The sequence below is a fragment of the Agromyces sp. Root1464 genome (assembly GCF_001427265.1).
In the GTDB taxonomy this organism is placed as follows: Bacteria; Actinomycetota; Actinomycetes; order Actinomycetales; family Microbacteriaceae; genus Agromyces; species Agromyces fucosus.
The window spans coordinates 748,775-767,961 of record NZ_LMFU01000002.1; the positions used below are offsets into that span (position 1 = coordinate 748,775).

General features: G+C 69.9%; 16 protein-coding genes. 6 read left to right on the plus strand and 10 right to left on the minus strand.

Annotated features, from left to right (window positions below):
- Position 1: 1 nt before the first annotated feature.
- The 3 genes from ASD23_RS09320 to ASD23_RS09330 all read right to left on the minus strand — a co-directional run bounded on the left by ASD23_RS09320 (position 2) and on the right by ASD23_RS09330 (position 2,963).
- Positions 2–892, minus strand: a complete 891-nt coding sequence (locus ASD23_RS09320) for a branched-chain amino acid ABC transporter permease (protein ID WP_056009660.1) — start codon at positions 890–892, stop codon at positions 2–4.
- Between the two features lie 55 nt (positions 893–947).
- Complete coding sequence (locus tag ASD23_RS09325; RefSeq protein WP_056009663.1) at positions 948–2,129, minus strand: branched-chain amino acid ABC transporter substrate-binding protein; 1,182 nt, start codon at positions 2,127–2,129, stop codon at positions 948–950.
- 171 nt (positions 2,130–2,300) lie between these two features.
- A complete protein-coding gene (locus tag ASD23_RS09330) occupies positions 2,301–2,963 on the minus strand; it encodes a GntR family transcriptional regulator (RefSeq protein ID WP_056009666.1) in 663 nt (220 codons plus the stop codon).
- Positions 2,964–3,107: 144 nt separating this feature from the next.
- Here ASD23_RS09330 and ASD23_RS09335 point away from each other — a divergent pair, with 144 nt between their 5' ends.
- A complete protein-coding gene (locus ASD23_RS09335) occupies positions 3,108–4,286 on the plus strand; it encodes a glutamate--cysteine ligase (protein WP_056009670.1) in 1,179 nt (392 codons plus the stop codon).
- Here ASD23_RS09335 and ASD23_RS09340 read toward each other — a convergent pair.
- Positions 4,283–5,716, minus strand: coding sequence for a GH1 family beta-glucosidase (locus ASD23_RS09340; protein ID WP_056009673.1), 1,434 nt, complete (start codon positions 5,714–5,716; stop codon positions 4,283–4,285). The two genes, ASD23_RS09335 and ASD23_RS09340, sit on opposite strands and share 4 nt — an antisense overlap.
- Positions 5,717–5,854: 138 nt before the next feature.
- On the opposite strand from ASD23_RS09340, the gene ASD23_RS09345 reads away from it, so the two are divergent.
- A complete protein-coding gene (locus tag ASD23_RS09345) occupies positions 5,855–6,658 on the plus strand; it encodes a spermidine synthase (RefSeq protein ID WP_056009676.1) in 804 nt (267 codons plus the stop codon).
- Between the two features lie 53 nt (positions 6,659–6,711).
- Here the strand turns inward: ASD23_RS09345 and ASD23_RS09350 are convergent, their stop codons facing one another.
- The 4 genes from ASD23_RS09350 to ftsY all read right to left on the minus strand — a co-directional run bounded on the left by ASD23_RS09350 (position 6,712) and on the right by ftsY (position 10,309).
- The gene (locus ASD23_RS09350) at positions 6,712–7,155 is read right to left on the minus strand and encodes a hypothetical protein (RefSeq protein ID WP_056009679.1); all 444 of its coding nucleotides are present in this window, start codon (positions 7,153–7,155) and stop codon (positions 6,712–6,714) included.
- A gap of 126 nt (positions 7,156–7,281) precedes the next feature.
- On the minus strand, positions 7,282–8,859 hold the full coding sequence (gene ffh / locus ASD23_RS09355) for a signal recognition particle protein (RefSeq protein WP_056009682.1): 1,578 nt from the start codon (positions 8,857–8,859) through the stop codon (positions 7,282–7,284).
- Between the two features lie 78 nt (positions 8,860–8,937).
- The gene (locus ASD23_RS09360; protein ID WP_056009686.1) at positions 8,938–9,420 is read right to left on the minus strand and encodes a hypothetical protein; all 483 of its coding nucleotides are present in this window, start codon (positions 9,418–9,420) and stop codon (positions 8,938–8,940) included.
- Positions 9,421–9,433: 13 nt separating this feature from the next.
- Positions 9,434–10,309 carry a signal recognition particle-docking protein FtsY gene (gene ftsY / locus ASD23_RS09365; protein WP_056009689.1) on the minus strand — a complete coding sequence of 292 codons (876 nt, stop codon included), beginning with the start codon at positions 10,307–10,309 and terminating at the stop codon, positions 9,434–9,436.
- Between the two features lie 107 nt (positions 10,310–10,416).
- On the opposite strand from ftsY, the gene ASD23_RS09370 reads away from it, so the two are divergent.
- Together ASD23_RS09370 and ASD23_RS09375 are read left to right on the plus strand one after the other, a co-directional pair.
- On the plus strand, positions 10,417–11,385 hold the full coding sequence (locus ASD23_RS09370) for a TIGR03885 family FMN-dependent LLM class oxidoreductase (protein ID WP_056009692.1): 969 nt from the start codon (positions 10,417–10,419) through the stop codon (positions 11,383–11,385).
- On the plus strand, positions 11,382–13,046 hold the full coding sequence (locus ASD23_RS09375; protein ID WP_056009695.1) for an alpha-amylase family protein: 1,665 nt from the start codon (positions 11,382–11,384) through the stop codon (positions 13,044–13,046). Before ASD23_RS09370 ends, ASD23_RS09375 begins: the two co-directional genes overlap by 4 nt.
- A gap of 64 nt (positions 13,047–13,110) precedes the next feature.
- Here ASD23_RS09375 and smc read toward each other — a convergent pair whose 3' ends face one another.
- On the minus strand, positions 13,111–16,629 hold the full coding sequence (smc, locus tag ASD23_RS09380) for a chromosome segregation protein SMC (protein WP_056009698.1): 3,519 nt from the start codon (positions 16,627–16,629) through the stop codon (positions 13,111–13,113).
- 162 nt (positions 16,630–16,791) lie between these two features.
- Between smc and ASD23_RS09385 the strand changes: the two genes are divergently transcribed.
- Entirely contained in the window at positions 16,792–17,874 is a 1,083-nt protein-coding gene (locus tag ASD23_RS09385; RefSeq protein WP_056009701.1) for a GNAT family N-acetyltransferase, read from the plus strand.
- On the opposite strand, the gene ASD23_RS09390 is transcribed toward ASD23_RS09385, so the two are convergent.
- Positions 17,834–18,499: a TetR/AcrR family transcriptional regulator gene (locus ASD23_RS09390; RefSeq protein ID WP_056009703.1), complete on the minus strand. Its 666-nt coding sequence runs from the start codon at positions 18,497–18,499 to the stop codon at positions 17,834–17,836. The two genes, ASD23_RS09385 and ASD23_RS09390, sit on opposite strands and share 41 nt — an antisense overlap.
- Positions 18,500–18,601: 102 nt before the next feature.
- Between ASD23_RS09390 and ASD23_RS09395 the strand changes: the two genes are divergently transcribed.
- Positions 18,602–19,159, plus strand: a complete 558-nt coding sequence (locus tag ASD23_RS09395; protein WP_056009706.1) for a dihydrofolate reductase family protein — start codon at positions 18,602–18,604, stop codon at positions 19,157–19,159.
- Positions 19,160–19,187 lie beyond the last annotated feature (28 nt).

Consider the following 19,187-nt stretch of genomic DNA (forward strand, 5'->3'; position numbering starts at 1 on the left):
GTCACATCCTCTCCACGACACGGGCGCCGAGCAGGCCCGTCGGTTTCAGCGTCAGGAACAGGATGAGGAACCCGAAGGCGAACACGTCCCGCCATTCGCCGCCGAACCAGGCCGAGCCGAACGACTCGAGCATCCCGAGCAGCACGCCGCCGAGCATCGCGCCGTACAGGTTGCCGATGCCGCCGATGACGGCGGCGGTGAACGCCTTCAGTCCGATGATGAAGCCCATGAGGAAGTCGATGGACCCGTAGTAGGCGCCGGCCATGACGCCGGCAGCGCCTGCGAGCGCGGAGCCGATGAAGAACACCATCGCGATGACGCGGTCGACGTTGACGCCCATGAGCTGCGCGCCGGTCGGATCGAGGGCGATCGCGCGCATGGCCCGCCCCTGCCGCGTGCGCTCCACGATGTGGGCGAGCACGAGCATGAGCACGGCGGCGATGACGACGAGCACGATCTGCGACGCGGTGACGCGCATGCCGAGCACGTCGAAGCCGCTCGACTCCAGGCGGATGGGGAACGCCTCGGGGTTCGGGCCGAAGATCTGGCGCACGCCGTACTCGAGGGTGAACGAGACGCCGATCGCCGTGATCAGCACGGCGAGCCGAGGGCTCCGGCGCAGCGGCCGATAGGCGATGCGCTCGATGCCCACGCCGATGAGGCCGGTGGTCACCATCGAGAGCAGGAGCACGACGAGCAGGAGCGGGATCGAGGTCTCGTTCGAGATGCCGAACGCCGAGAGCGTGAAGAACCCGACGAACGCGCCGAGCATGTAGATGTCGCCGTGCGCGAAGTTCAGCAGCTTGATGATCCCGTAGACCATGCTGTAGCCGAGCGCGACGAGGGCGTAGAACGATCCGACGATGAGACCGTTCCAGATGAGCTGCATCATTGCAGAGGAATCCTTCCGACGAGTCGGGGCGGGGCCGGAGCCCCGCCCCGCTGCGTCAACCCTGCAGGTCGTCCTTGAGGACGAACGCGCCGGTCGCGGGGTCGATGGAGACGATCACGAAGCCGCCGCCCGACAGGGTGTGGGTGTCGGTGAACGTGAGGGGCCCGGCGAAGGTGTCGAAGTCCTTGAGACCCTCGAGACCGGCCACGACGTTGTCGAACTCCGTGTCGCCGGCGTCTTCGATGGCCTGCGCCATCACGCGGACCGCGTCGTACGCCTGGGTCGAGTACGGTCCGGGCGGGTCTCCGGCGAGCTCCTCGTAGTCGGCGATCCACTGGTCGGCGCCCTCGATCATGTCGGGCGTCTGCGTGAAGGTGCCGACGACGTTCTCGGTGTACCCCTCGCCCGCGATCTCCGCGAACTTCGCGTCGACCGATCCGTCGGCGACGAGGAACACGCCGTCGAATCCGGCATCCTGCGCCTGACGGGCGATGAGACCGCCCTCCTGGTAGTAGCCGGTCCAGTAGACGAGCGCGGGCTGCTCGGTCGCGAGCGTCGTCGCGACTGCGGAGTAGTCGTTCTCACCCGGGGTGATGGTCTCGCTCACCGCGACGTCGAGCCCGGCGGCGGTCGCCTGCTCGGTGAACGCGCCCGCGAGGTCGGCCGAGTAGCTCGTCGCGTCGTCGACGACCGCGACGTTGGTCGCGCCGATCTGCTTCGCATACGTCACCGCCGCCTCGGCCTGCTGGTCGCCGGTGCCGTTGATGAGGAAGACGCCGGGCAGGCCCTGGTCGACGAGTTCGTTCGAGTTCGCCGCCGGAATCACCATGGGGATGCCGGCCTCGTCGAAGATCGGCAGCGTCGGGAGCGTGGCGCCCGAGCAGTAGCCGCCGACCGACGCGACGATGCCGTCGGTGACGAGCTTGTTGGCGCCCGAGACCGCCGTCGTGGCATCGCACGCGTCGTCTTCGACGAGCAGTTCGAGGTCGCGTCCGAGCACGCCGCCGTCGGCGTTGATCTCGTTCACGGCGAGCTGCGCGCCGTTCTGCATGTACTCGCCGAACGCCGACTCGCTGCCCGAGAAGGGCGCGAGCATGCCGATCTTGATGGGGCCGTCAGCGGCCTCTTCCGATCCTCCGCCGGCGAGGCCGCTCGAGCACCCCGCGGTCAGCGCGAGCACGCCGGCTGCTGCGGCGACGTGGAGGAGGCGCTTGGGGCGCCGAGATCCGAACTGCATGTGACTCTCCTTCGAGTACGACAGTGCCTCATCGCCGGATGGCGATATGTGACATATTACTGCCGCGAAGGCATCGCGCAAGTCGCGGACGACGAACGGCGCGGGAGCACGACGAAGGGCCGGCGCCCACCACCGCGGATGTCGCGCCGTCACGCCGCCCGAAGGCCGCCGTCAGTCCTCGTGCTCGCCGCTCCAGATGCCGCCGACGTGGCCGATGTGGCGACGCATCAGGGCGGTCGCCGCCTCGGCCTCTCCGTCGAGGAGGAGCTGCACGAGTTCGGCGTGCTCGAGCGCCGATTCGGTCAGGGCGCCCTGCTCCGCGAGCTCGACGAGCCCCGTCAACCGCGTCTGCTGACGCAGCTCGCCGACGAGCGACACCAGGAACTGATTGCCGGTCAGCCCGAGCAGCGTCAGGTGGAAGCTCGTGTCCGCCTCGAGGTAGTCCTGGAACCTGCCCTCATCGCCGGCGCGCACGATCTCGGCGGCGAGTTCGCGGAGCCGCACGGCCGCCTCCTCGGACACCTGCCCGGCGAGCTGTCGCATCGGCGGGACCTCGAGCAGCAGTCGCACCTCGCGGAGCTGCCGAAGCTCCTCGAGCGACACCTCGGTCACCCGGAACCCCCGGTTGCGCATCGGGGCGAGGAATCCGCGGCGGGCGAGGTTCAGCATCGCTTCGCGCACGGGCGTCGCGCTGACGCCGAATTCGGCGGCCATCGTGGGAACGGTGAGCACCGCGCCTGGCTCGTACTCGCCGGCGACGATGCGCGACGACATGGCGCGCTCCACCTGCTCGCGCAGGCTCACGACCTGCGCGAGCAGCGTCGAGTCAGTCATGGCGGCTCTCCTGGTACGTCATGCACCACAGCGTAGTCGCGGGCGCCCTCCGAGATGGCGCTCCGTGACCCGCGCGCCACGGCGCACGCGCCCCCTCGTGGCATGATGTCCCTGCGCCGGCCGGCGCGGAACGGGGGTGCTCGCATGGCGATCGAGTTCGCACGATCGGCGCGGTCCACCGTCGGACTCGAGTGGGAGATCGCGATCGTCGATCGCGCGACGGGCGAACTCGCGTCGGTCGCCGGCCAGGTGCTCGACGCGCTCGACGCGGGCAGCGAGGGCGAGCATCATCCCTTCATCACCTCCGAGCTCCTGACGAACACCGTCGAGCTCGTCAGCGGTGTGCACGAGACGGTCGCCGGCGCCGTCGCCGACCTCGAGCACCAACTGGGCGAGGTCCGCACCGTCATCGACGACATCGGCGAGTACGACCTGATCTGCGCCGGGTCCCACCCGTTCAGCCAGTGGTACGACCAGCACCTCACCGACAAGCCGAGGTACCACAAGCTCATCGAGCGCACGCGCTGGTGGGGTCGCAACATGATGATCTGGGGCGTGCACGTGCACGTCGGCATCGACGACCGCGACAAGGCGCTGCCGATCCTCGACGGCCTCCTCGCCTACCTCCCGCACCTGCAGGCGCTCTCGGCATCGAGCCCGTTCTGGGCGGGCGTCGACACCGGCTACGCCTCGAACCGTGCGCTCATGTTCCAGCAACTGCCGACGGCCGGACTCCCCTACCCGCTCGCCGACTGGCCCGCCTACGAGCGCTATGTCGACGACCTCGTGCGCACGGGCGTCATCGAGGACCACAGCGAGGTGCGCTGGGACATCCGGCCGTCGCCGAAGTGGGGAACGGTCGAGGTACGCGTCTGCGACGGCCTCTCGTCCGCCGCGGAGATCGCCGCGATCGGCGCTCTCGTGCAGTGCCTCGTGGAGTGGATGAGTACACGGCTCGACGAGGGCGACACCCTCACGGTGCTGCAACCCTGGTACGTGCGCGAGAACAAGTGGCGAGCGGCGCGCTACGGCCTCGAGGCCGAGGTGATCACGGATGTCGCGGGCACCGAGCGCCCCGTCGCCGACGACCTGCGCGAGCTGCTGACGACCCTGGCGCCGATCGCCGACCGCCTCGGCTGCGGCGTCGAGTTGCAGCAGGTGCGCGCCATGCTCGACTCCGGGGCGAGCTACGCCCGGCAGTTGCGGGTCGCCGAGGCGGCCGGCGGCGACCTCAAGGCCGTGGTCGCCCACCTCGCCCGCGAGCTGCGCAACGGCATCGAGACCCAGTCGCCCGCGGCATCCGCCTCACCCGACGTCGACTAGCCGGGCAGTCGCCGGGTGCGGATCAGCTCCGCGTACCAGAGCGCGCTGTCCTTCGGCAGCCGCTCGAAGGTGTCGTAGTCGACGCGCACGATGCCGAAGCGCTTGGAGTAGCCGTACCCCCACTCGAAGTTGTCCATGAGCGACCAGACCTGGTAGCCGCGCAGGTCGACGCCACGCTCCATGGCGCGGTGCGCCGCGGTGAAGTGCCGCCGCAGGTAGTCGATGCGATCGGTGTCGTGCACGGCGGGACCGTCGGGGCCCTCGACGACGACATCGGGGAAGGCCGCGCCGTTCTCGGTCACCATGAGCGGCAGCTCGGGGTAGCGCTCGCTGAGCGAGACGAGCAGGTCTTCGAGGCCGGAGGGGTCGATGTTCCAGCCCATGTCGGTGTACGGGCCCGGCTGCACGAGGAACTCGACGTGCTCGGATCCCGGCCACGGCGTACCGCCCATGTCCTTATGGCCGTCGGCGTTCACGCGCGGCGAGACGCCGTCCCACATGTCGACCGTGACCGTGGAGTAGTAGTTCACTCCGAGCAGGTCGAGGGGCTGGGCGATGAGCTCGGTGTCGCCCGGCAGCACGAACGACCAGTCGGTGACCGACGCGGTGTCGGCGATCACGTCGGCGGGGTACCCCCCACCCAGCAGCGGTTCGAGGAACACCCGGTTCGCGAGTCCGTCGATGCGGCGGGCGGCTTCGGCGCCGCCGTCTCCCGACGGCCGGATCACGTGGAGGTTCAGGGTGATCGAATACCCGGGGTCGTTCGTGACGACGCCGCGGAGCGCGGCGACCGCGAGCCCGTGCGCGAGGTTCAGGTGGTGCACCGCGGCGAGTGCCTTCGCGCCGTCCATGAGCCCCGGAGCGTGCGCACCCGAACCGTAGCCGAGGTACGCGCTGCACCACGGCTCGTTGAGCGTCGTCCACACCGCCACCCGGTCGCCGAGCCGCTCGCCGACGATGCGGGCGTAGTCGGCGAAGGCGTACGCCGTGGCGCGGTTCGCCCACCCGCCCTCGTCTTCGAGCGCCTGCGGCAGGTCCCAGTGGTAGAGCGTCGCGATCGGGCGGATGCCGCGGGCGAGGAGCCCGTCGACGAGGCGTTCGTAGAATGCCAGGCCCGCCTCGTTGGCCGCTCCCCTGCCGGTCGGCTGGATGCGCGGCCACGCGATCGAGAACCGGTACGCGTCGAGACCGAGCTCGACCATGAGATCGAGGTCCTCGTCGAGGCGGTGGTAGTGGTCGCAGGCCCGGTCACCCGTGTCGCCGTTCCAGACCTTGCCCGGCGTGTGGCTGAAGGTGTCCCAGATCGACGGGCCCCGGCCGTCTTCGTGCACGGCTCCCTCGATCTGATACGAAGCCGTGGCGGAACCGAACAGGAAGTCCTCGCCGAATTCGAGCCCGCTGTCTCGGTAGTCGGGGGTGCCGATGGCCATCGTCCTGTGCTCCATTCTCCGCCGCGAGTGCGCCGCGATCTCACTGTATCGCCCTGCGCTTACACGGCTGTAAGCAACGCATGCGAGCGCATCGCCCGCTCGCCAGGGCGGAGTGGCCGAATCGCCTAGGGTCGAGGAATGGAGACTCCGCCGATCCTCGAGACCGCCGCCTTTCGAGCTGAGCTCCAGCCCGATCGAGGCACCAACGGCGGCTACTCCCTCGTCATCGACGACGTCACCCAATCGCACGTCAACCCCGACGACCCGCGCGACCTGCAACTGCCGTACGTGCGCCGCATCGCCGCGGTGCTCGCGACGCTTCCGGGCGAGTCGCCTGCGGTGCTGCACCTCGGCGCGGGCGCCCTCACGCTCCCCCGGTACATGCACGCGCTGCACCCGGCGAGCCGTCAGCGCGTCGTCGAGCTGTATCCCGAGCTGCTGGCGTTCGTGACGACGCACGTGCCGCTGCCCCCCGACGCTCCGATCGAGCTCGCGATCGGCGATGCCCGCGCCGAGGTGCAGCGCCTTGCCGGTGACGGCGACGACCAGTGGGACCTCGTGCTCGTCGACGTCTTCTCGGGCGGCGCCGTGCCCCGCCACGTCACGACCATCGAGTTCTTCACGGAACTCGTGTCGCTCCTGTCGCCGGGCGGCGTGCTCATCGTCAACTGCCTGAACGGAGCCGAGCCGCAGGTGACGGGCGACACGCTCGCGGCCGTGCTCGAGCTGCTGCCCGAGGTGCTCGTGATCGGCTCCGAGGCGGTGCTCCGCCGGGTTGCGGCGGGCAACACGATCATCGTGGCGTCGCGGCATCCGCTCGACCCCGAATCGGTCGCGCAGTGGCTCTCGACCGACCCGCTCTCGATGGCCACCGGAGCGACCGTCGTCGACGGCCCTGCCCTCGAAGAGCTCGCGGGAACCGTGCGTCACGACCCCCGCTAGGCACACGCGACGCTCGGCACACGCGACGCACCGGAACGCCCGCATTCGCACGGTCAGCGGGATGGGCGCCTCGACCGCTCCTCGCGGAGCACGGCCGCGAGCTTGATCCGGTAGACCGCGAGCACCGCGAAGAACGCGTTCAGGTCGACCTTCTCAGAGGTCGGATCCTCGAGCTCCTTCAGCCGGATCGGACGGATCTTCGCGACCTCGGCCACCTGCTTGTGCGTCGCGTTGCCACGGCTCTTGACGAGGAAGTCCGCGAGCGCCGCCCGGTCGCCGAGGACCCGATGCGTCTCGGTGGCGAGGTCGATGCGGCTGTGGCCGATGTGGAGATGGCCGCAGTGCTGGCAGGTGTACCAGCTCGTCGACGGGTCGTCGCGGAGCTTGCCCGGGATCTCGAGCTCGCTCCGATACCGGCGCTTGAACTCCCATCGGCCGCCTCGCTCGGTCTTGCACTCCCGGGGCGCGTTCGCGGCATCGAGCACCAGCTCTGCCATGCCGGCGCACCGCGGCGTGCAATAGAGCCCTTGGTACACCGGTACGCCGGGTCCACCGAGCTTCTGCGCGCACTTCCTGCAGCGCTGCCGCTCGGGGAAGCGCTTCTCCTGAACCACCGCGCCGAGCTAGCGGCGGAGCATCTTCTGCAGGGCCGCGAGCTCTTCCTCGCTCGGTGCGGCCTTGGCCCCGCCGCCGCCCAGGCCGAAGCCCGAGCCGGTCGGCGCCGGCGCAGCGCCGGGCGTCGCGCCCGAGGCGATCGCCGCGTTCTCGGCGGCGCGCTTCGCGGGGTTGCCCGACCGCGACGAGTTCGACTTCTTGCCCTTGCCGCCCTGGCGCTTGCCGCCGCCGTGGCTGCCGCCGCCGGGCAGCGGACCCATGCCGGGGATCTGCGGCACGCCGCCGCGAGCGACGGTCTTCATCATCTTCGCGGCCTGCTCGAACCGGGCGACGAGCTGGTTCACGTCGGTGACGGTCATGCCCGAGCCCTTGGCGATCCGGAGGCGCCGCGAGCCGTTCAGGAGCTTCGTGTTCTCGCGCTCGGCGGGCGTCATCGACTGGATGATCGCCTCGGTGCGCACGATCTCGCGCTCGTCGAAGTTCTCGAGCTGCTGCTTCATGCCGCCCGCGCCCGGCAGCATGCCGAGCATCTTCTTGATCGAGCCTGCACCGCGGAGCTGCTGCATCTGGCCGAGGAAGTCGTTCAGCGTGAACGTGTCGGTCGCGAACTTCTCGGCGACCTTCATCGCCTCTTCCTCGTCGAACGCCGACTGCGCCTGCTCGATCAGGGTGAGGATGTCACCGAGGTCGAGGATGCGGCTCGCCATGCGGTCGGGGTGGAACGGCTCGAAGTCGTCGAGGCCCTCACCGGTCGACGCGAAGATGATGGGGCGACCCGTGACGGATGCCACGCTGAGCGCAGCACCACCGCGTGCGTCGCCGTCGAGCTTGGTGAGCACGACGCCCGTGAAGTCGACGCCCTCCTGGAAGGCCTTCGCGGTGTTGACGGCGTCTTGACCGATCATCGCGTCGATGACGAAGAGCACCTCGTCGGGGTTCGTCGCCTTGCGGATGTTCGACGCCTGCTTCATGAGCTCGGCGTCGACGCCGAGTCGGCCGGCCGTGTCGATGATCACGACGTCGTGCAGCGCGCGCTCGGCGTGCTTCACGGCGTCCTTCGCGACCTTGACGGGGTCGCCGGAGCCGTTGCCGGGCTCGGGGGCGAAGACCGGCACACCGGCCTGGCCTCCCACGACCTGCAGCTGGTTCACGGCGTTGGGGCGCTGGAGGTCGGCCGCGACGAGGAGGGGCGTGTGCCCCTCCTTCGCGAGCCACTTCGCGAGCTTGCCCGCGAGGGTGGTCTTACCGGCGCCCTGGAGGCCCGCGAGCATGATGACCGTCGGCGGGTTCTTCGCGAACTGCAGGCGACGCTGCTCGCCGCCGAGGATGCGGACGAGCTCCTCGTTGACGATCTGCACGACCTGCTGCGCCGGGTTCAGCGCCTTGTTGACCTCGTCGCCGAGCGCGCGTTCGCGCACGTGCGCCGTGAACTCCTTGACGACGTCGAGCGAGACGTCGGCGTCGAGCAGCGCGCGACGGATCTCGCGAACGGTGCCGTCGACGTCGGACGCGGAGAGCTTGCCCTTGGTGCGGAGACTCTTGAAGGTCTCGGCGAGGCGGTCAGACAGGTTTCCGAAGGTAGCCATGGTTCGCCAAGTCTAATTGAGGTCGGATGCCGCCTCTGCCGCAAGCTCGCCGGTCGCGCGTCAACCGGCTCCGCGTGCTCAGGCGTCGAAGCGGAGGTCCACCATGTCGCGCTGGATGTCGATCGACGCCACGAGCCGCGAGTCGATGTCTTCGGGGGCGAGCCCGAACTCGAATTCGGCGAACGTCTCGCCGTCGCCGTCGGCGTCGGGCCGCAGGTCGACGCGCACGAGACTCAGTGAGCGCAGGGCATCGATGTCGCGGTCACCCGAGTCGCGGGTGATCGCGTCGGCCGCGGCATCCGCCTCGTCGCCGTTCAGCACGGAGCGGAGGAACAGCGAGACCGGGCTCGAGCCCGAGTCGAGCTGACCGACGAAGACGCCGCGCAGCTCGTCGTCGATGAGCTCGAGTTCGCCGACCATCGTCGCCGCCGCGTCGAGCGATGCGGTCGAGACGTCGTCGGAGTCGGCGTCGAGCACGACCTCGACGTCTTGGTCGCCGTATTCCTTGCGCTCGGACCAGTAGTCGCCGATGAGGCCGAAGTAGTCGTGTTCGATCGCCATGTCGTTCTCCTTCTCAGCCGACGAGCTTCTGCGCGAAGACGTGCGGCGTGAATCCCGTGAGGTCGCCGATGCCCTCGCCCTGACCGATGAGCTTGATGGGCAGGCCGGTCCTCTCCTGCACCGCGAGCACGAATCCGCCCTTGGCGCTGCCGTCGAGCTTCGTGAGCACGAGGCCGGTGACCCCGCCGTGCTCGATGAAGGCCTCGGCCTGCGCGAGGCCGTTCTGGCCCGTGGTCGCGTCGAGCACGAGCAGCACTTCGCTGATCGGCGCCTGCTTCTCGACGACGCGCTTGATCTTGCCGAGCTCGTCCATGAGCCCGCCCTTGGTGTGCAGGCGGCCGGCCGTGTCGATGATGACGATCTCGGTGCCGTCGCGCTTGGCCTGCTCGACGGTCTGGAAGGCGACGGACGCCGGGTCCTGGCCCTCGCGCTCGGGGCGCACGATGCCGACGCCGGCGCGTTCGGCCCACGTCGCGAGCTGGTCGACCGCTGCCGCACGGAAGGTGTCGGCGGCGCCGACCACGACGGTGCGGTCGAAGGTGCGCAGGAACCGTGCGAACTTGCCGATGGTGGTCGTCTTGCCGACGCCGTTCACGCCGACGACCAGCACGACGGCCGGCCGCTCGGTGAGCTTCAACGTGGGGTCGTACTTCGAGAGCCGCTCCTCGACGATCTCGCGGAGCATCCGCTGCACGTCTTTCGGGTCGGTGGTCTTGAACCGCTCGACCTGCGCACGGATCTGCCCGACGATCTCCTCGGTGACGGAAGGTCCGAAGTCGGCCCGGATCAGTGCGGACTCGAGGTCGTCCCACGTGTCCTCGTCGATCGTCTTCGCGCCGAAGACCCCGCGGAGGGCCGCGCCGAGCGACCAGGATGCGCGTTCTGCCATGCCTCCAGCCTAGAGCGCGAGGCGACTACACCGATCCAGCCGGGCCCCGCAAGGGGTTGTCCGTGGCGAGCGGGAACGCGAGCCTCGGAGAAACGGAAGGAGTGCGGATGACGACCGTGGGATTCCACGCCTCGCACGAACAACTCCCGCCGAGCCGCCTGCTCGAGGCGGTCCGGCTCGCCGAGCAGGCGGGCTTCGATGCCGCCATGTGCAGCGACCACTTCGAACCCTGGAGCGTCCGGCAGGGCCACTCCGGCTACGCGTGGAGCTGGCTCGCCGCGGCGCTCGAGGCCACCCGGTTCTCGCTCGGCGTCGTCACGGCACCGGGTCAGCGCTACCACCCGGCGGTCGCTGCGCAGAAGATCGCGACCCTCGCCGAGATGTACCCGGGACGGTTCTGGGCGGCGATCGGCAGCGGCGAGGCGATCAACGAGCACATCACGGGCGACCGGTGGCCCGAGAAGGACGAGCGCGATGCACGGCTCGTCGAGACCGTCGACGTCATGCGTCGACTGCTCGCGGGCGAACAGGTTTCCGCCGACGGGCGCATCCGGGTCGACCGAGCGCGCATCTGGAGCCTGCCCGAGTCGCGCGCTCCCCTGTTCGCAGCTGCGGTGAGCATCGAGACGGCGCGCGAGGCGGCCGCATGGGCCGACGGCGTCATCACGGTCGACCAGTCGCCCGATGAGCTGCGAGCGTTCATCGACGCGTATCGCGATGCCGGCGGGCGCGGACCCGTCTCGGTGCAGGTCCATCTCAGCTGGGCGCCGACCGAGGATGAGGCGCTGGCGATCGCACACGAGCAATGGCGACAGAGCCTCGTTCCCGCGCACCTCGCCTGGGAGCTCGACACGCCGGAGGCCTTCGACGAGCGCACCGCGGAGGTCTCGGCAGAGCAGGTCGCCGAGACCCTGCCGGTCTTCGCCGACCCGGGCCGGCATCTCGAGCACCTGGTCGCCATCGCCGAACTCGGGGTCGACCGCATCTACCTCCACCACGTCGGCACCGAGCAGGCCGCCTTCATCGACGCGTTCGGCGAGCACGTGCTGCCCGCGCTCAAGGAGGTCGAACGATGAGGATCACCGATCGGAGCGACCTGTGGTGGAAGACCGCGGTCGTGTACTGCCTCGACGTCGAGACCTACATGGACTGGAACGACGACGGCTTCGGCGACTTCGAGGGCCTCGCGCACCGCCTCGACCACCTCGCCGAGCTCGGCGTCACGTGCATCTGGCTCATGCCCTTCCAGCCGACTCCCGACCGGGACGACGGGTACGACATCACGGACTTCACCGGCGTCGATCCTCGGCTCGGCGCGCTCGGCGATGTCGGCGAATTCACCCGTACGGCCCGGGACCGCGGCATGCGCGTCATCATCGACTTCGTCATGAACCACACCTCCGACCGGCATCCGTGGTTCACCGCGGCACGACGCAGCCGCAACTCCCCCTATCGCGACTACTACGTGTGGCGTGACGAACCGCCCGCGAAGCAGGCCGCGACCGTGTTCCCCGGCGAGGAGGACAGTGTCTGGGAACTCGACGAGCGCACCGGCCAGTACTACCTGCACAGCTTCTACCGGCACCAGCCCGATCTGAACATCGCCAACGGCGCCGTGCGCGACGAGATCGCGAAGACCCTCGGATACTGGCTCGAGCTCGGGATCTCGGGGTTCCGGGTCGATGCCGTGCCGTTCCTCATCGAGCCGCCGGAGGGCGTCGACATCGGCGACCCGCACGAGTTCCTCCGCGACATCCGCCGCTTCCTGCAGCGCCGTTCCAGCGACGCCGTCCTCCTGGGCGAGGTGAACCTGCCGTACGACCAGCAGCTCGAGTTCTTCGGCCGACCCGGTGACCCACCCGAACTGACGATGCAGTTCGACTTCCTCGGCATGCAGGCGCTGTACCTGTCACTCGCGCGCGAGGACGCGCGCCCCCTCGCGGAGTCGCTCGCGAAGCGGCCCGTGCTCGAGCCAGAGGCGCAGTGGGCGAACTTCGTGCGCAACCACGACGAGCTCACCCTCGACAAGTTGAGCGACGCCGAGCGCCAGGAGGTCTTCGACGCGTTCGCGCCCGAGGAGTGGATGCGAGTGTACGACCGGGGCATCGCGCGCCGGCTCCCGCCCATGCTTGACGGCGACCCGCGTCGCATCCGCATGGTCTACAGCCTGCTCTTCTCGCTCCCGGGCACGCCCGTGCTCTTCTACGGCGAGGAGATCGGCATGGGCGAGAACCGTGACGAGCGCGGCCGGATGACCGTGCGCACGCCGATGCAGTGGACCGACGAGAAGAACGGCGGCTTCTCGCGCGCTGCTCCGCGCCGACTCGCTGCTGCGCCGCCCACGGATGGCTACGCGCCCGAGCACGTGAACGTCGAGGCGCAGATGCACGACCCCGACTCGCTGCTCAGTGTCATCCGCAGCTTCGCCGTGCGCTTCCGCAGCTCCCCCGAGATCGGCTGGGGCCGCCCTGAGGTGCTGCCGAGCGGGCAGGACGCGGTGCTCGCGCATCGCATCACCGCGGATGTCGGGCGGTTCGTGGCGGTGCACAACTTCGCGCCGAGGCCGACGGTCGTCTCGCTCGAGCTCGGACCGGTGTCACCCGATTCGGTGCTCTCCGACCTGTTCGCCGTCGACACGTTCGAGCTCGACGAGCGCGGGCGCATCGACGTGCACCTCGATGCCTACGGGTACCGCTGGTTCCGCATCGTCGAACCGGACGACCGTCGCCTCACCTGAGACGGGCGACATCACGCGAAGCGGATGCCGCGGCATCCGTTCGGTTCGGACCACGGACCAGCCGTCAGCTCGCCTTCGCCTCGCGCTCCTCGCGGACGCGCTGCCCGACGACCGCGGACACGCCGTCCTGCCGCATCGAGACGCCGTAGAGCGCATCGGCGATCTCCATCGTGCGCTTCTGGTGGGTGATCACGATGAGCTGGGAGTCGTCGCGCAGGGACTCCATGGTCGTGAGCAGACGCCCGAGGTTCGCGTCGTCGAGCGCCGCCTCGACCTCGTCCATGATGTAGAACGGGCTGGGGCGGGCCTTGAAGATCGCGATGAGCAGGGCGACCGCGGCGAGAGAACGCTCACCGCCCGAGAGCAGCGAGAGCCGCTCGATCTTCTTGCCCGCGGGCTTCACGCTGACCTCGATGCCGGTCGTGAGCATGTTCTCGGGGTCGGTGAGGGTGATGCTGCCGACGCCGCCCGGGAAGAGGACCGGGAAGACCTCGGCGAACGCCGCCTGCGTGTCATCGAAGGCGCTGCGGAAGATCGACTCCATCTTGCCGTCGATCTCCTCGATGATCGTCAGCAGGTCCTTGCGCGTGTTGGCGAGGTCGGTGAGCTGCTCGGTGAGGAAGAGGTGACGCTGCTCGAGCGCCGCGAACTCCTCGAGTGCGAGCGGGTTCACGCGGCCGAGCTGCGCGAACTTGCGCTCCGCCTGCGCGAGCCTGCGCTGCTGCTCCTCGCGGCGGAAGGGCCGGGGCTCGCCCTCCTCGTCTTCGGCGGGAATGAGCTGGTCGGGGCCGTACTCGTCGACGAGCACGTCTTCCGTGAGGCCGAGTTCCGACTCGGCACGCTCGACGAGTCCGCCGACGTGGAGCTTCTTCTCGTAGATGCGGAGCTCGAGGCCGTGCACGTCTTCGGTGACCGACTGCAGCCGTTCGCGCACGGCGGCCTCTTCGCGGCGCACCGCCTGCAGCTCCTCGTTGCGGCTCGCGCGTTCGGCTTCGGCGCGCCCGAGCGCCACGCGAGCCTCGGAGACGGATGCATCGACCGACGCGAGTGCCTCGGGCAGCACGTCGGCGACCCGCGTGGCCGCCTCGAGCTGCGCGCGACGGATCACGGCGCGCCGCGCGGCATCCGCTGCGGCCTGTCGCTCCGCCTCGAACTGGGCCTCCATGGCGCGGATGCGGGCCTCTTCGGCGCGCACGCGCTCCTTCGCCGTCTCGAGCCGCAGCTTCGCCTCGACCTCGGCCTCGCGAGCCGCCTCGAGCGCGGCGAGCGCGCCGTCGCGGGCGGCCGTCTCGAGCACGGGCCGCGGCTCGGCACGCGCGGCCTCTAGAGCGGCCTTCGCGGCGGTCGCGAGCTGCTCGGCCTCGGCGACGCGTTCCTCGGCGAGCGCGGCGGCCTGCCGCAGTCGCTCGGAGTCGGCGTCGGCGGCCTCGGCCTGCACGCGCGCGCGGTTCAGTCGCTCAGTGCGCTGCGCGAGCTGCGCGTCGAACTCGCGGAGCGCCGTTAGCGCGCGCTTCGACTGCTCCTTCGACTGCTCGACGATCTGGCGCTGCTCCGTGAGCTCGAACCGGGCGCGCTCGATCTCGGAGCGCACCTCCTCGAGTCGGGCGGCGGCGCGATCGCGTTCGGCGATGAGCTCGATTCGGCTCTGCTTGCGACCGGAGCCGCCGCGCAGCACGTAGCGGCCGACGACGGTGCCGTCCTTCGTGATGACCGTGGCCGGGGTCGCACGCTTCGCGAGCGCAGCCTCGGCGTCACGAGCGGCTGCGAGGTCATCGGCGATGAGCACCTCGGCGAGGAGGCCGAGCACGCCGGCGGGGGCGGTGACGACCTCGGATGCCGCGGTGAGCCCCGCGACCGGTGCCGCTGCGGCGGGCGGCGTGCCGGCATCGGCGAGTGCCAGGGCGACGCGGCCGAGTTCGCCGCGCTCGGCGTGCTCGAGGGCTCGGAAGGCGGCGGCCCGGTCGTCGACGAGCACCGCGTCGCTCAGCGAACCGAGAGCCGCGGCGATCGCCGGTTCGTACCCGGGCTCGACCTGCAGCGCTTCGGCGAGGAGGCCGCGCACGCCGCTGACGCCGGCCTTCGCGAGCGCCGCCGAGCCGTCCTTCTGGTCGAGGGCGAGGGAGAGTGCCTGGGTGCGGGCGCCGAGGGCGCCGTGTTCGCGCTCACGGCCGTGCAGCTCCTCGCGGATGCGCTCGATCTCGGCCTCGGCCTCGAAGACCGCGCCCTGGGCGAGTTCGTAGGCCTCGTCGAGGTCGGTCTCGGCGGTCTCGCCGTTGTCGGCCTCCGCCTCGGCTGCGGCGAGCGCGGTGGCCGCCGAGGCGCGGCGCTCGGCCGACGCCTCGAGGGCGTTCTCGTGGCGCAGCACCTCACCGCGCACGGCGGCGAGTTTCGACGCCGCCGAGTCGGCCTGCCCCGTGAGCTTGGAGAGTTCGAGGTCGTAGGCCGAGACGAGGGCGCTCTGGCGGGCGATGCCCTCGTCGACGGTGTCGAGCTCGGCGCGGCGGCGCATGGTCGCCTCGTGCGCGTCGTCGAGAGCGGATGCCGCGGTGCCGACGCTGTCTCGGATGCCGGTGAGCTCCGTCACCGCCTCGTCGATCATCGCGCGGGTCACGCTCGGCGAGACATCCGTCTGCTCTGCTGCACTGCCGAGCAGGGCGATGCGCTGTCGGGCGAGCGAGTCGAGCGAGCGGAGGCTCCCCTGCGCCTGTTCGAGCGCGAAGGTCGTCGATCGCGCACGGTCGACGGCATCGCCGACCTGCGCCTGCTCGAGGCGGGTCACCTTCGCCTGGTGCTGTTCCAACTGGTCTTGGAGGACGAGCCGTTCGGCGTGGCGCTCGTGTTCGCTCTTGCCGTGCTCGTCGAGGGCGCGGCGGAGGCCGACGACCTCGTCGGCAAGCAGTCGCGCCTTGGCGTCGCGCACGACGGCGGCGATCGTCGCGGCCTCGCGAGCGACCTCGGCCTGGCGGCCGAGCGGCTTCAACTGCCGCCGGATCTCGCCCGCGAGGTCGGAGAGACGGGTGAGGTTCGCCTGCATGGCGTCGAGCTTGCGAAGCGTCTTCTCTTTCCGGCGACGGTGCTTCAGGATGCCGGCGGCCTCCTCGATGAAGCCGCGGCGGTCTTCGGGAGTCGCCCGCAGCACCTGGTCGAGCTGGCCCTGGCCGACGATGACGTGCATCTCACGGCCGAGGCCCGAATCGCTGAGCAGCTCCTGCACGTCGAGCAGTCGGCAGTTGTCGCCGTTGATCGCATACTCGCTCGCGCCGTTGCGGAAGAGCGTGCGGGAGATCGTCACCTCGGTGTACTCGATCGGCAGCGCCCCGTCGCTGTTGTCGATCGTGAGGCTCACCTCGGCCCGGCCGAGCGGCCCGCGGGTCGAGGTGCCCGCGAAGATGACGTCCTCCATCTTTCCGCCGCGGAGGGTCTTGGCGCCCTGTTCGCCCATCACCCAGGCCAGGGCGTCGACGACGTTGGACTTGCCGGACCCATTGGGACCGACGATGCAGGTGACGCCCGGTTCGAACGCGAACGTCGTCGGCTGTGCGAAGGACTTGAAGCCCTTGAGCGTCAGGCTCTTCAGGTACACGTCCCACCCTCTCCTGGTCGCGAGAACGCTGGGGTCTACGGTATCCGAGGTTGGGCCGCCCGCCGCGCACGCGCGCCGTCCGCCGAGCGATCCGATCTTGTCGCCGCGGGGCCCTGCCGATATCCTGATCGGCTGCCCGCGGGGCGGCGAGGAGGCTCATCCATGACGATCGACGTTCGACCGGTCGCGGTCCCCGAGCGACTCGGCACTCCCGCGGCCGCGGAGTTCGAGGCGTACGTCGAGCTGACGGCGCAGATCGACGAGTCGGTCTGGGGGCACCGGCGGTTCTCCTACGACGCACCGGAACTGCTGCCCGAGTTCCTCGACGACCGGTACACCGGGCGCCGGGCGTTCGCCGCCTGGGACGGAGAGCGATGCGTCGGCCGTGCCGAACTGCAATGGGAGCGCAGCGAGGGCGCGCGCGCAGCTGAGATCACCGTCGGCGTCGTCGCCGACCTGCGTCGGCAGAGCATCGGCAGCGAGCTGCTGCGCCGGGCCGAGAGCCACGCGCGATCCATCGGCCGCCAGGTGTTCGCCGGGTTCTCGGATGTCGCGCTCGTCGGCCTCGAACTCGCCGGCCCCCGCCTCGAGGCGCCCGACGGCACCGGCTCGATCCCGGCAGCCGATCCCGGAGCGGCGTTCGCGTCCCGTCACGGATATCGCCTCGGTCAGCTCGAACGCATGAGCGGGCTCACCGTGACGGGCAGATCGGCGGAGTTCCGGTCGCTGCTCGACGACCGCCTCGCCGAACGCGACGCCCACGCTTCGGGCTATCGGCTCGTGGCATGGACCGACCGGGCACCCGAGGAGCTGCTCGACTCCCTCGCCGTGGCCCACGCCTCGATGGCGACGGATCCGCCCGCCGGCGGCATCTCGTACGACGAGGAGGTGTGGGATGCCACGCGGGTGCGGGCCGGCGAGACCCGGGCGCTCGCCGGCGGTCGCACGACGCTCGTGCAGGCCGCCATCGCGCCCGATGGATCGGTGGCGGGCTACACCGAGCTCTCGCTGCCGTCGGACTCGCTGGCGGTGTTCCAGTGGGACACGATCGTGCTCGGGCCGCACCGCGGCCATCGCCTCGGCATGCTGATGAAGCTCGGCAACCTCGTGCGCCTCGCCGAGACCGCGCCGGAGCGCACCGACGTCTACACGTGGAACGCCGACGAGAACGACCACATGCTCGCGATCAACATCGCGCTCGGCTTCACCCTTCGCGGGATGAGCGCGGAGTGGCAGCGGGCCTGATCCGACCTGCGCCGAACCGCGCGACGATGGTTCGCACGGCTTCGTCCACCACGTTGCGCGTCTCGTCCTCACTGAGCGACCAACCGCCGTGGATGAGGCGAGGCCAGAAGACGACGGTCGCGATCATGCCGAGGAACTGGGCTGCCACGGCATCCGGGTCATCCATGTGCGCGGTTCCCGCGGCGGCCTCGGCCCGCAGGTAGCGCCCGAGTGCCGCGAAGACGGGCAACGTGCCGAAGTCGAAGGTTCGCTCGCGGAGCTCGGGAAACCGCTGGGACTCGCCGATCAGGATGCGGAGCAGCTGCTCCATGCGGGGGCGGTTCAACAACTCCACATACGCGTTGCCCAGCGCCGTCAATCCCCCGCTGAAGTCCCCGATCGGCGGGTCGACGACCTCTCCAGCAGGCGCGTCACCGGCCGCGAGCACCATCGCCTCGAACAGTTCGGCTTTCGTCGGGAACTGCTTGAACAGGGTGGCCTTGGAGACCCCTGCGCCCTCGGCGACGCGCGTGAGCGAGGTGCGGTCGTACCCGTGCTCGAGAAACAGCGCGGTGGCCGCGGCGATGATGGCCGCACGGTTGCCTGCGGCGATCTGACGATGGTATGCGGAGAGCTCACGGGCCATGCGCCAAGTATGCCAGAGAGGTGAGTCGCTTGACTCATGACTCGGGGGTTGCTAGCTTGCCAAAGGTGAGCCGATCGACTCACCTCAGGCAAAGGAGCTGCAATGGGCAAGCTCATCTATTCGATGATCACCTCGCTCGACGGGTACGCCGAAGCGGCCGAGGGCGACCTCGGCAACGGAGCCGAAGACGAAGAGGTGCACACGTTCATCGGCATTGCCTTTCGCAACGTCGGCACCTTCCTCTACGGCCGGCGCATGTACGAGACCATGGTCTTCTGGGAGACCGTCGACGCCCAGCCGGACGTGCCGAAGTACATCTTGGAGTACGCCGACGAGTGGAAGGCCGCGCAGAAGATCGTGTACTCCACGACGCTGGAGTCGGTGTCGAGCGAAAAGACCCGCATCGAGCGCGCATTCGACGCCGACGCGGTTCGCGAGCTCAAGGCCGAGTCCGATCACGACCTCAGCGTCGACGGGCCGAACCTCGCGGCCCAGGCGATCGCGGCGGGGCTCGTGGACGAGTACCACCTCTTCATCACCACGAGCGTCGTCGGCGGCGGCACCCGGTTCTTCCCCGACGGCGTGCGACTCGATCTCGACCTGGTCGAAGAGCGCGCCTTCGACAACGGGCTCATGTACGCGCGCTACCACACCCGCTGACCGTCGCGCCGGGCGGCGATCACGGCGT

Bases quoted from the DNA above. Each gene is read 5' to 3' on its own strand.
- ASD23_RS09320 (WP_056009660.1), bottom strand. From the start codon at position 892: ATGATGCAGCTCATCTGGAACGGTCTCATCGTCGGATCGTTCTACGCC.
- ASD23_RS09325 (WP_056009663.1), bottom strand. From the start codon at position 2,129: ATGCAGTTCGGATCTCGGCGCCCCAAGCGCCTCCTCCACGTCGCCGCA.
- ASD23_RS09330 (WP_056009666.1), bottom strand. From the start codon at position 2,963: ATGACTGACTCGACGCTGCTCGCGCAGGTCGTGAGCCTGCGCGAGCAG.
- ASD23_RS09335 (WP_056009670.1), top strand. From the start codon at position 3,108: ATGGCGATCGAGTTCGCACGATCGGCGCGGTCCACCGTCGGACTCGAG.
- ASD23_RS09340 (WP_056009673.1), bottom strand. From the start codon at position 5,716: ATGGCCATCGGCACCCCCGACTACCGAGACAGCGGGCTCGAATTCGGC.
- ASD23_RS09345 (WP_056009676.1), top strand. From the start codon at position 5,855: ATGGAGACTCCGCCGATCCTCGAGACCGCCGCCTTTCGAGCTGAGCTC.
- ASD23_RS09350 (WP_056009679.1), bottom strand. From the start codon at position 7,155: ATGGCAGAGCTGGTGCTCGATGCCGCGAACGCGCCCCGGGAGTGCAAG.
- ffh (WP_056009682.1), bottom strand. From the start codon at position 8,859: ATGGCTACCTTCGGAAACCTGTCTGACCGCCTCGCCGAGACCTTCAAG.
- ASD23_RS09360 (WP_056009686.1), bottom strand. From the start codon at position 9,420: ATGGCGATCGAACACGACTACTTCGGCCTCATCGGCGACTACTGGTCC.
- ftsY (WP_056009689.1), bottom strand. From the start codon at position 10,309: ATGGCAGAACGCGCATCCTGGTCGCTCGGCGCGGCCCTCCGCGGGGTC.
- ASD23_RS09370 (WP_056009692.1), top strand. From the start codon at position 10,417: ATGACGACCGTGGGATTCCACGCCTCGCACGAACAACTCCCGCCGAGC.
- ASD23_RS09375 (WP_056009695.1), top strand. From the start codon at position 11,382: ATGAGGATCACCGATCGGAGCGACCTGTGGTGGAAGACCGCGGTCGTG.
- ASD23_RS09385 (WP_056009701.1), top strand. From the start codon at position 16,792: ATGACGATCGACGTTCGACCGGTCGCGGTCCCCGAGCGACTCGGCACT.
- ASD23_RS09390 (WP_056009703.1), bottom strand. From the start codon at position 18,499: ATGGCCCGTGAGCTCTCCGCATACCATCGTCAGATCGCCGCAGGCAAC.
- ASD23_RS09395 (WP_056009706.1), top strand. From the start codon at position 18,602: ATGGGCAAGCTCATCTATTCGATGATCACCTCGCTCGACGGGTACGCC.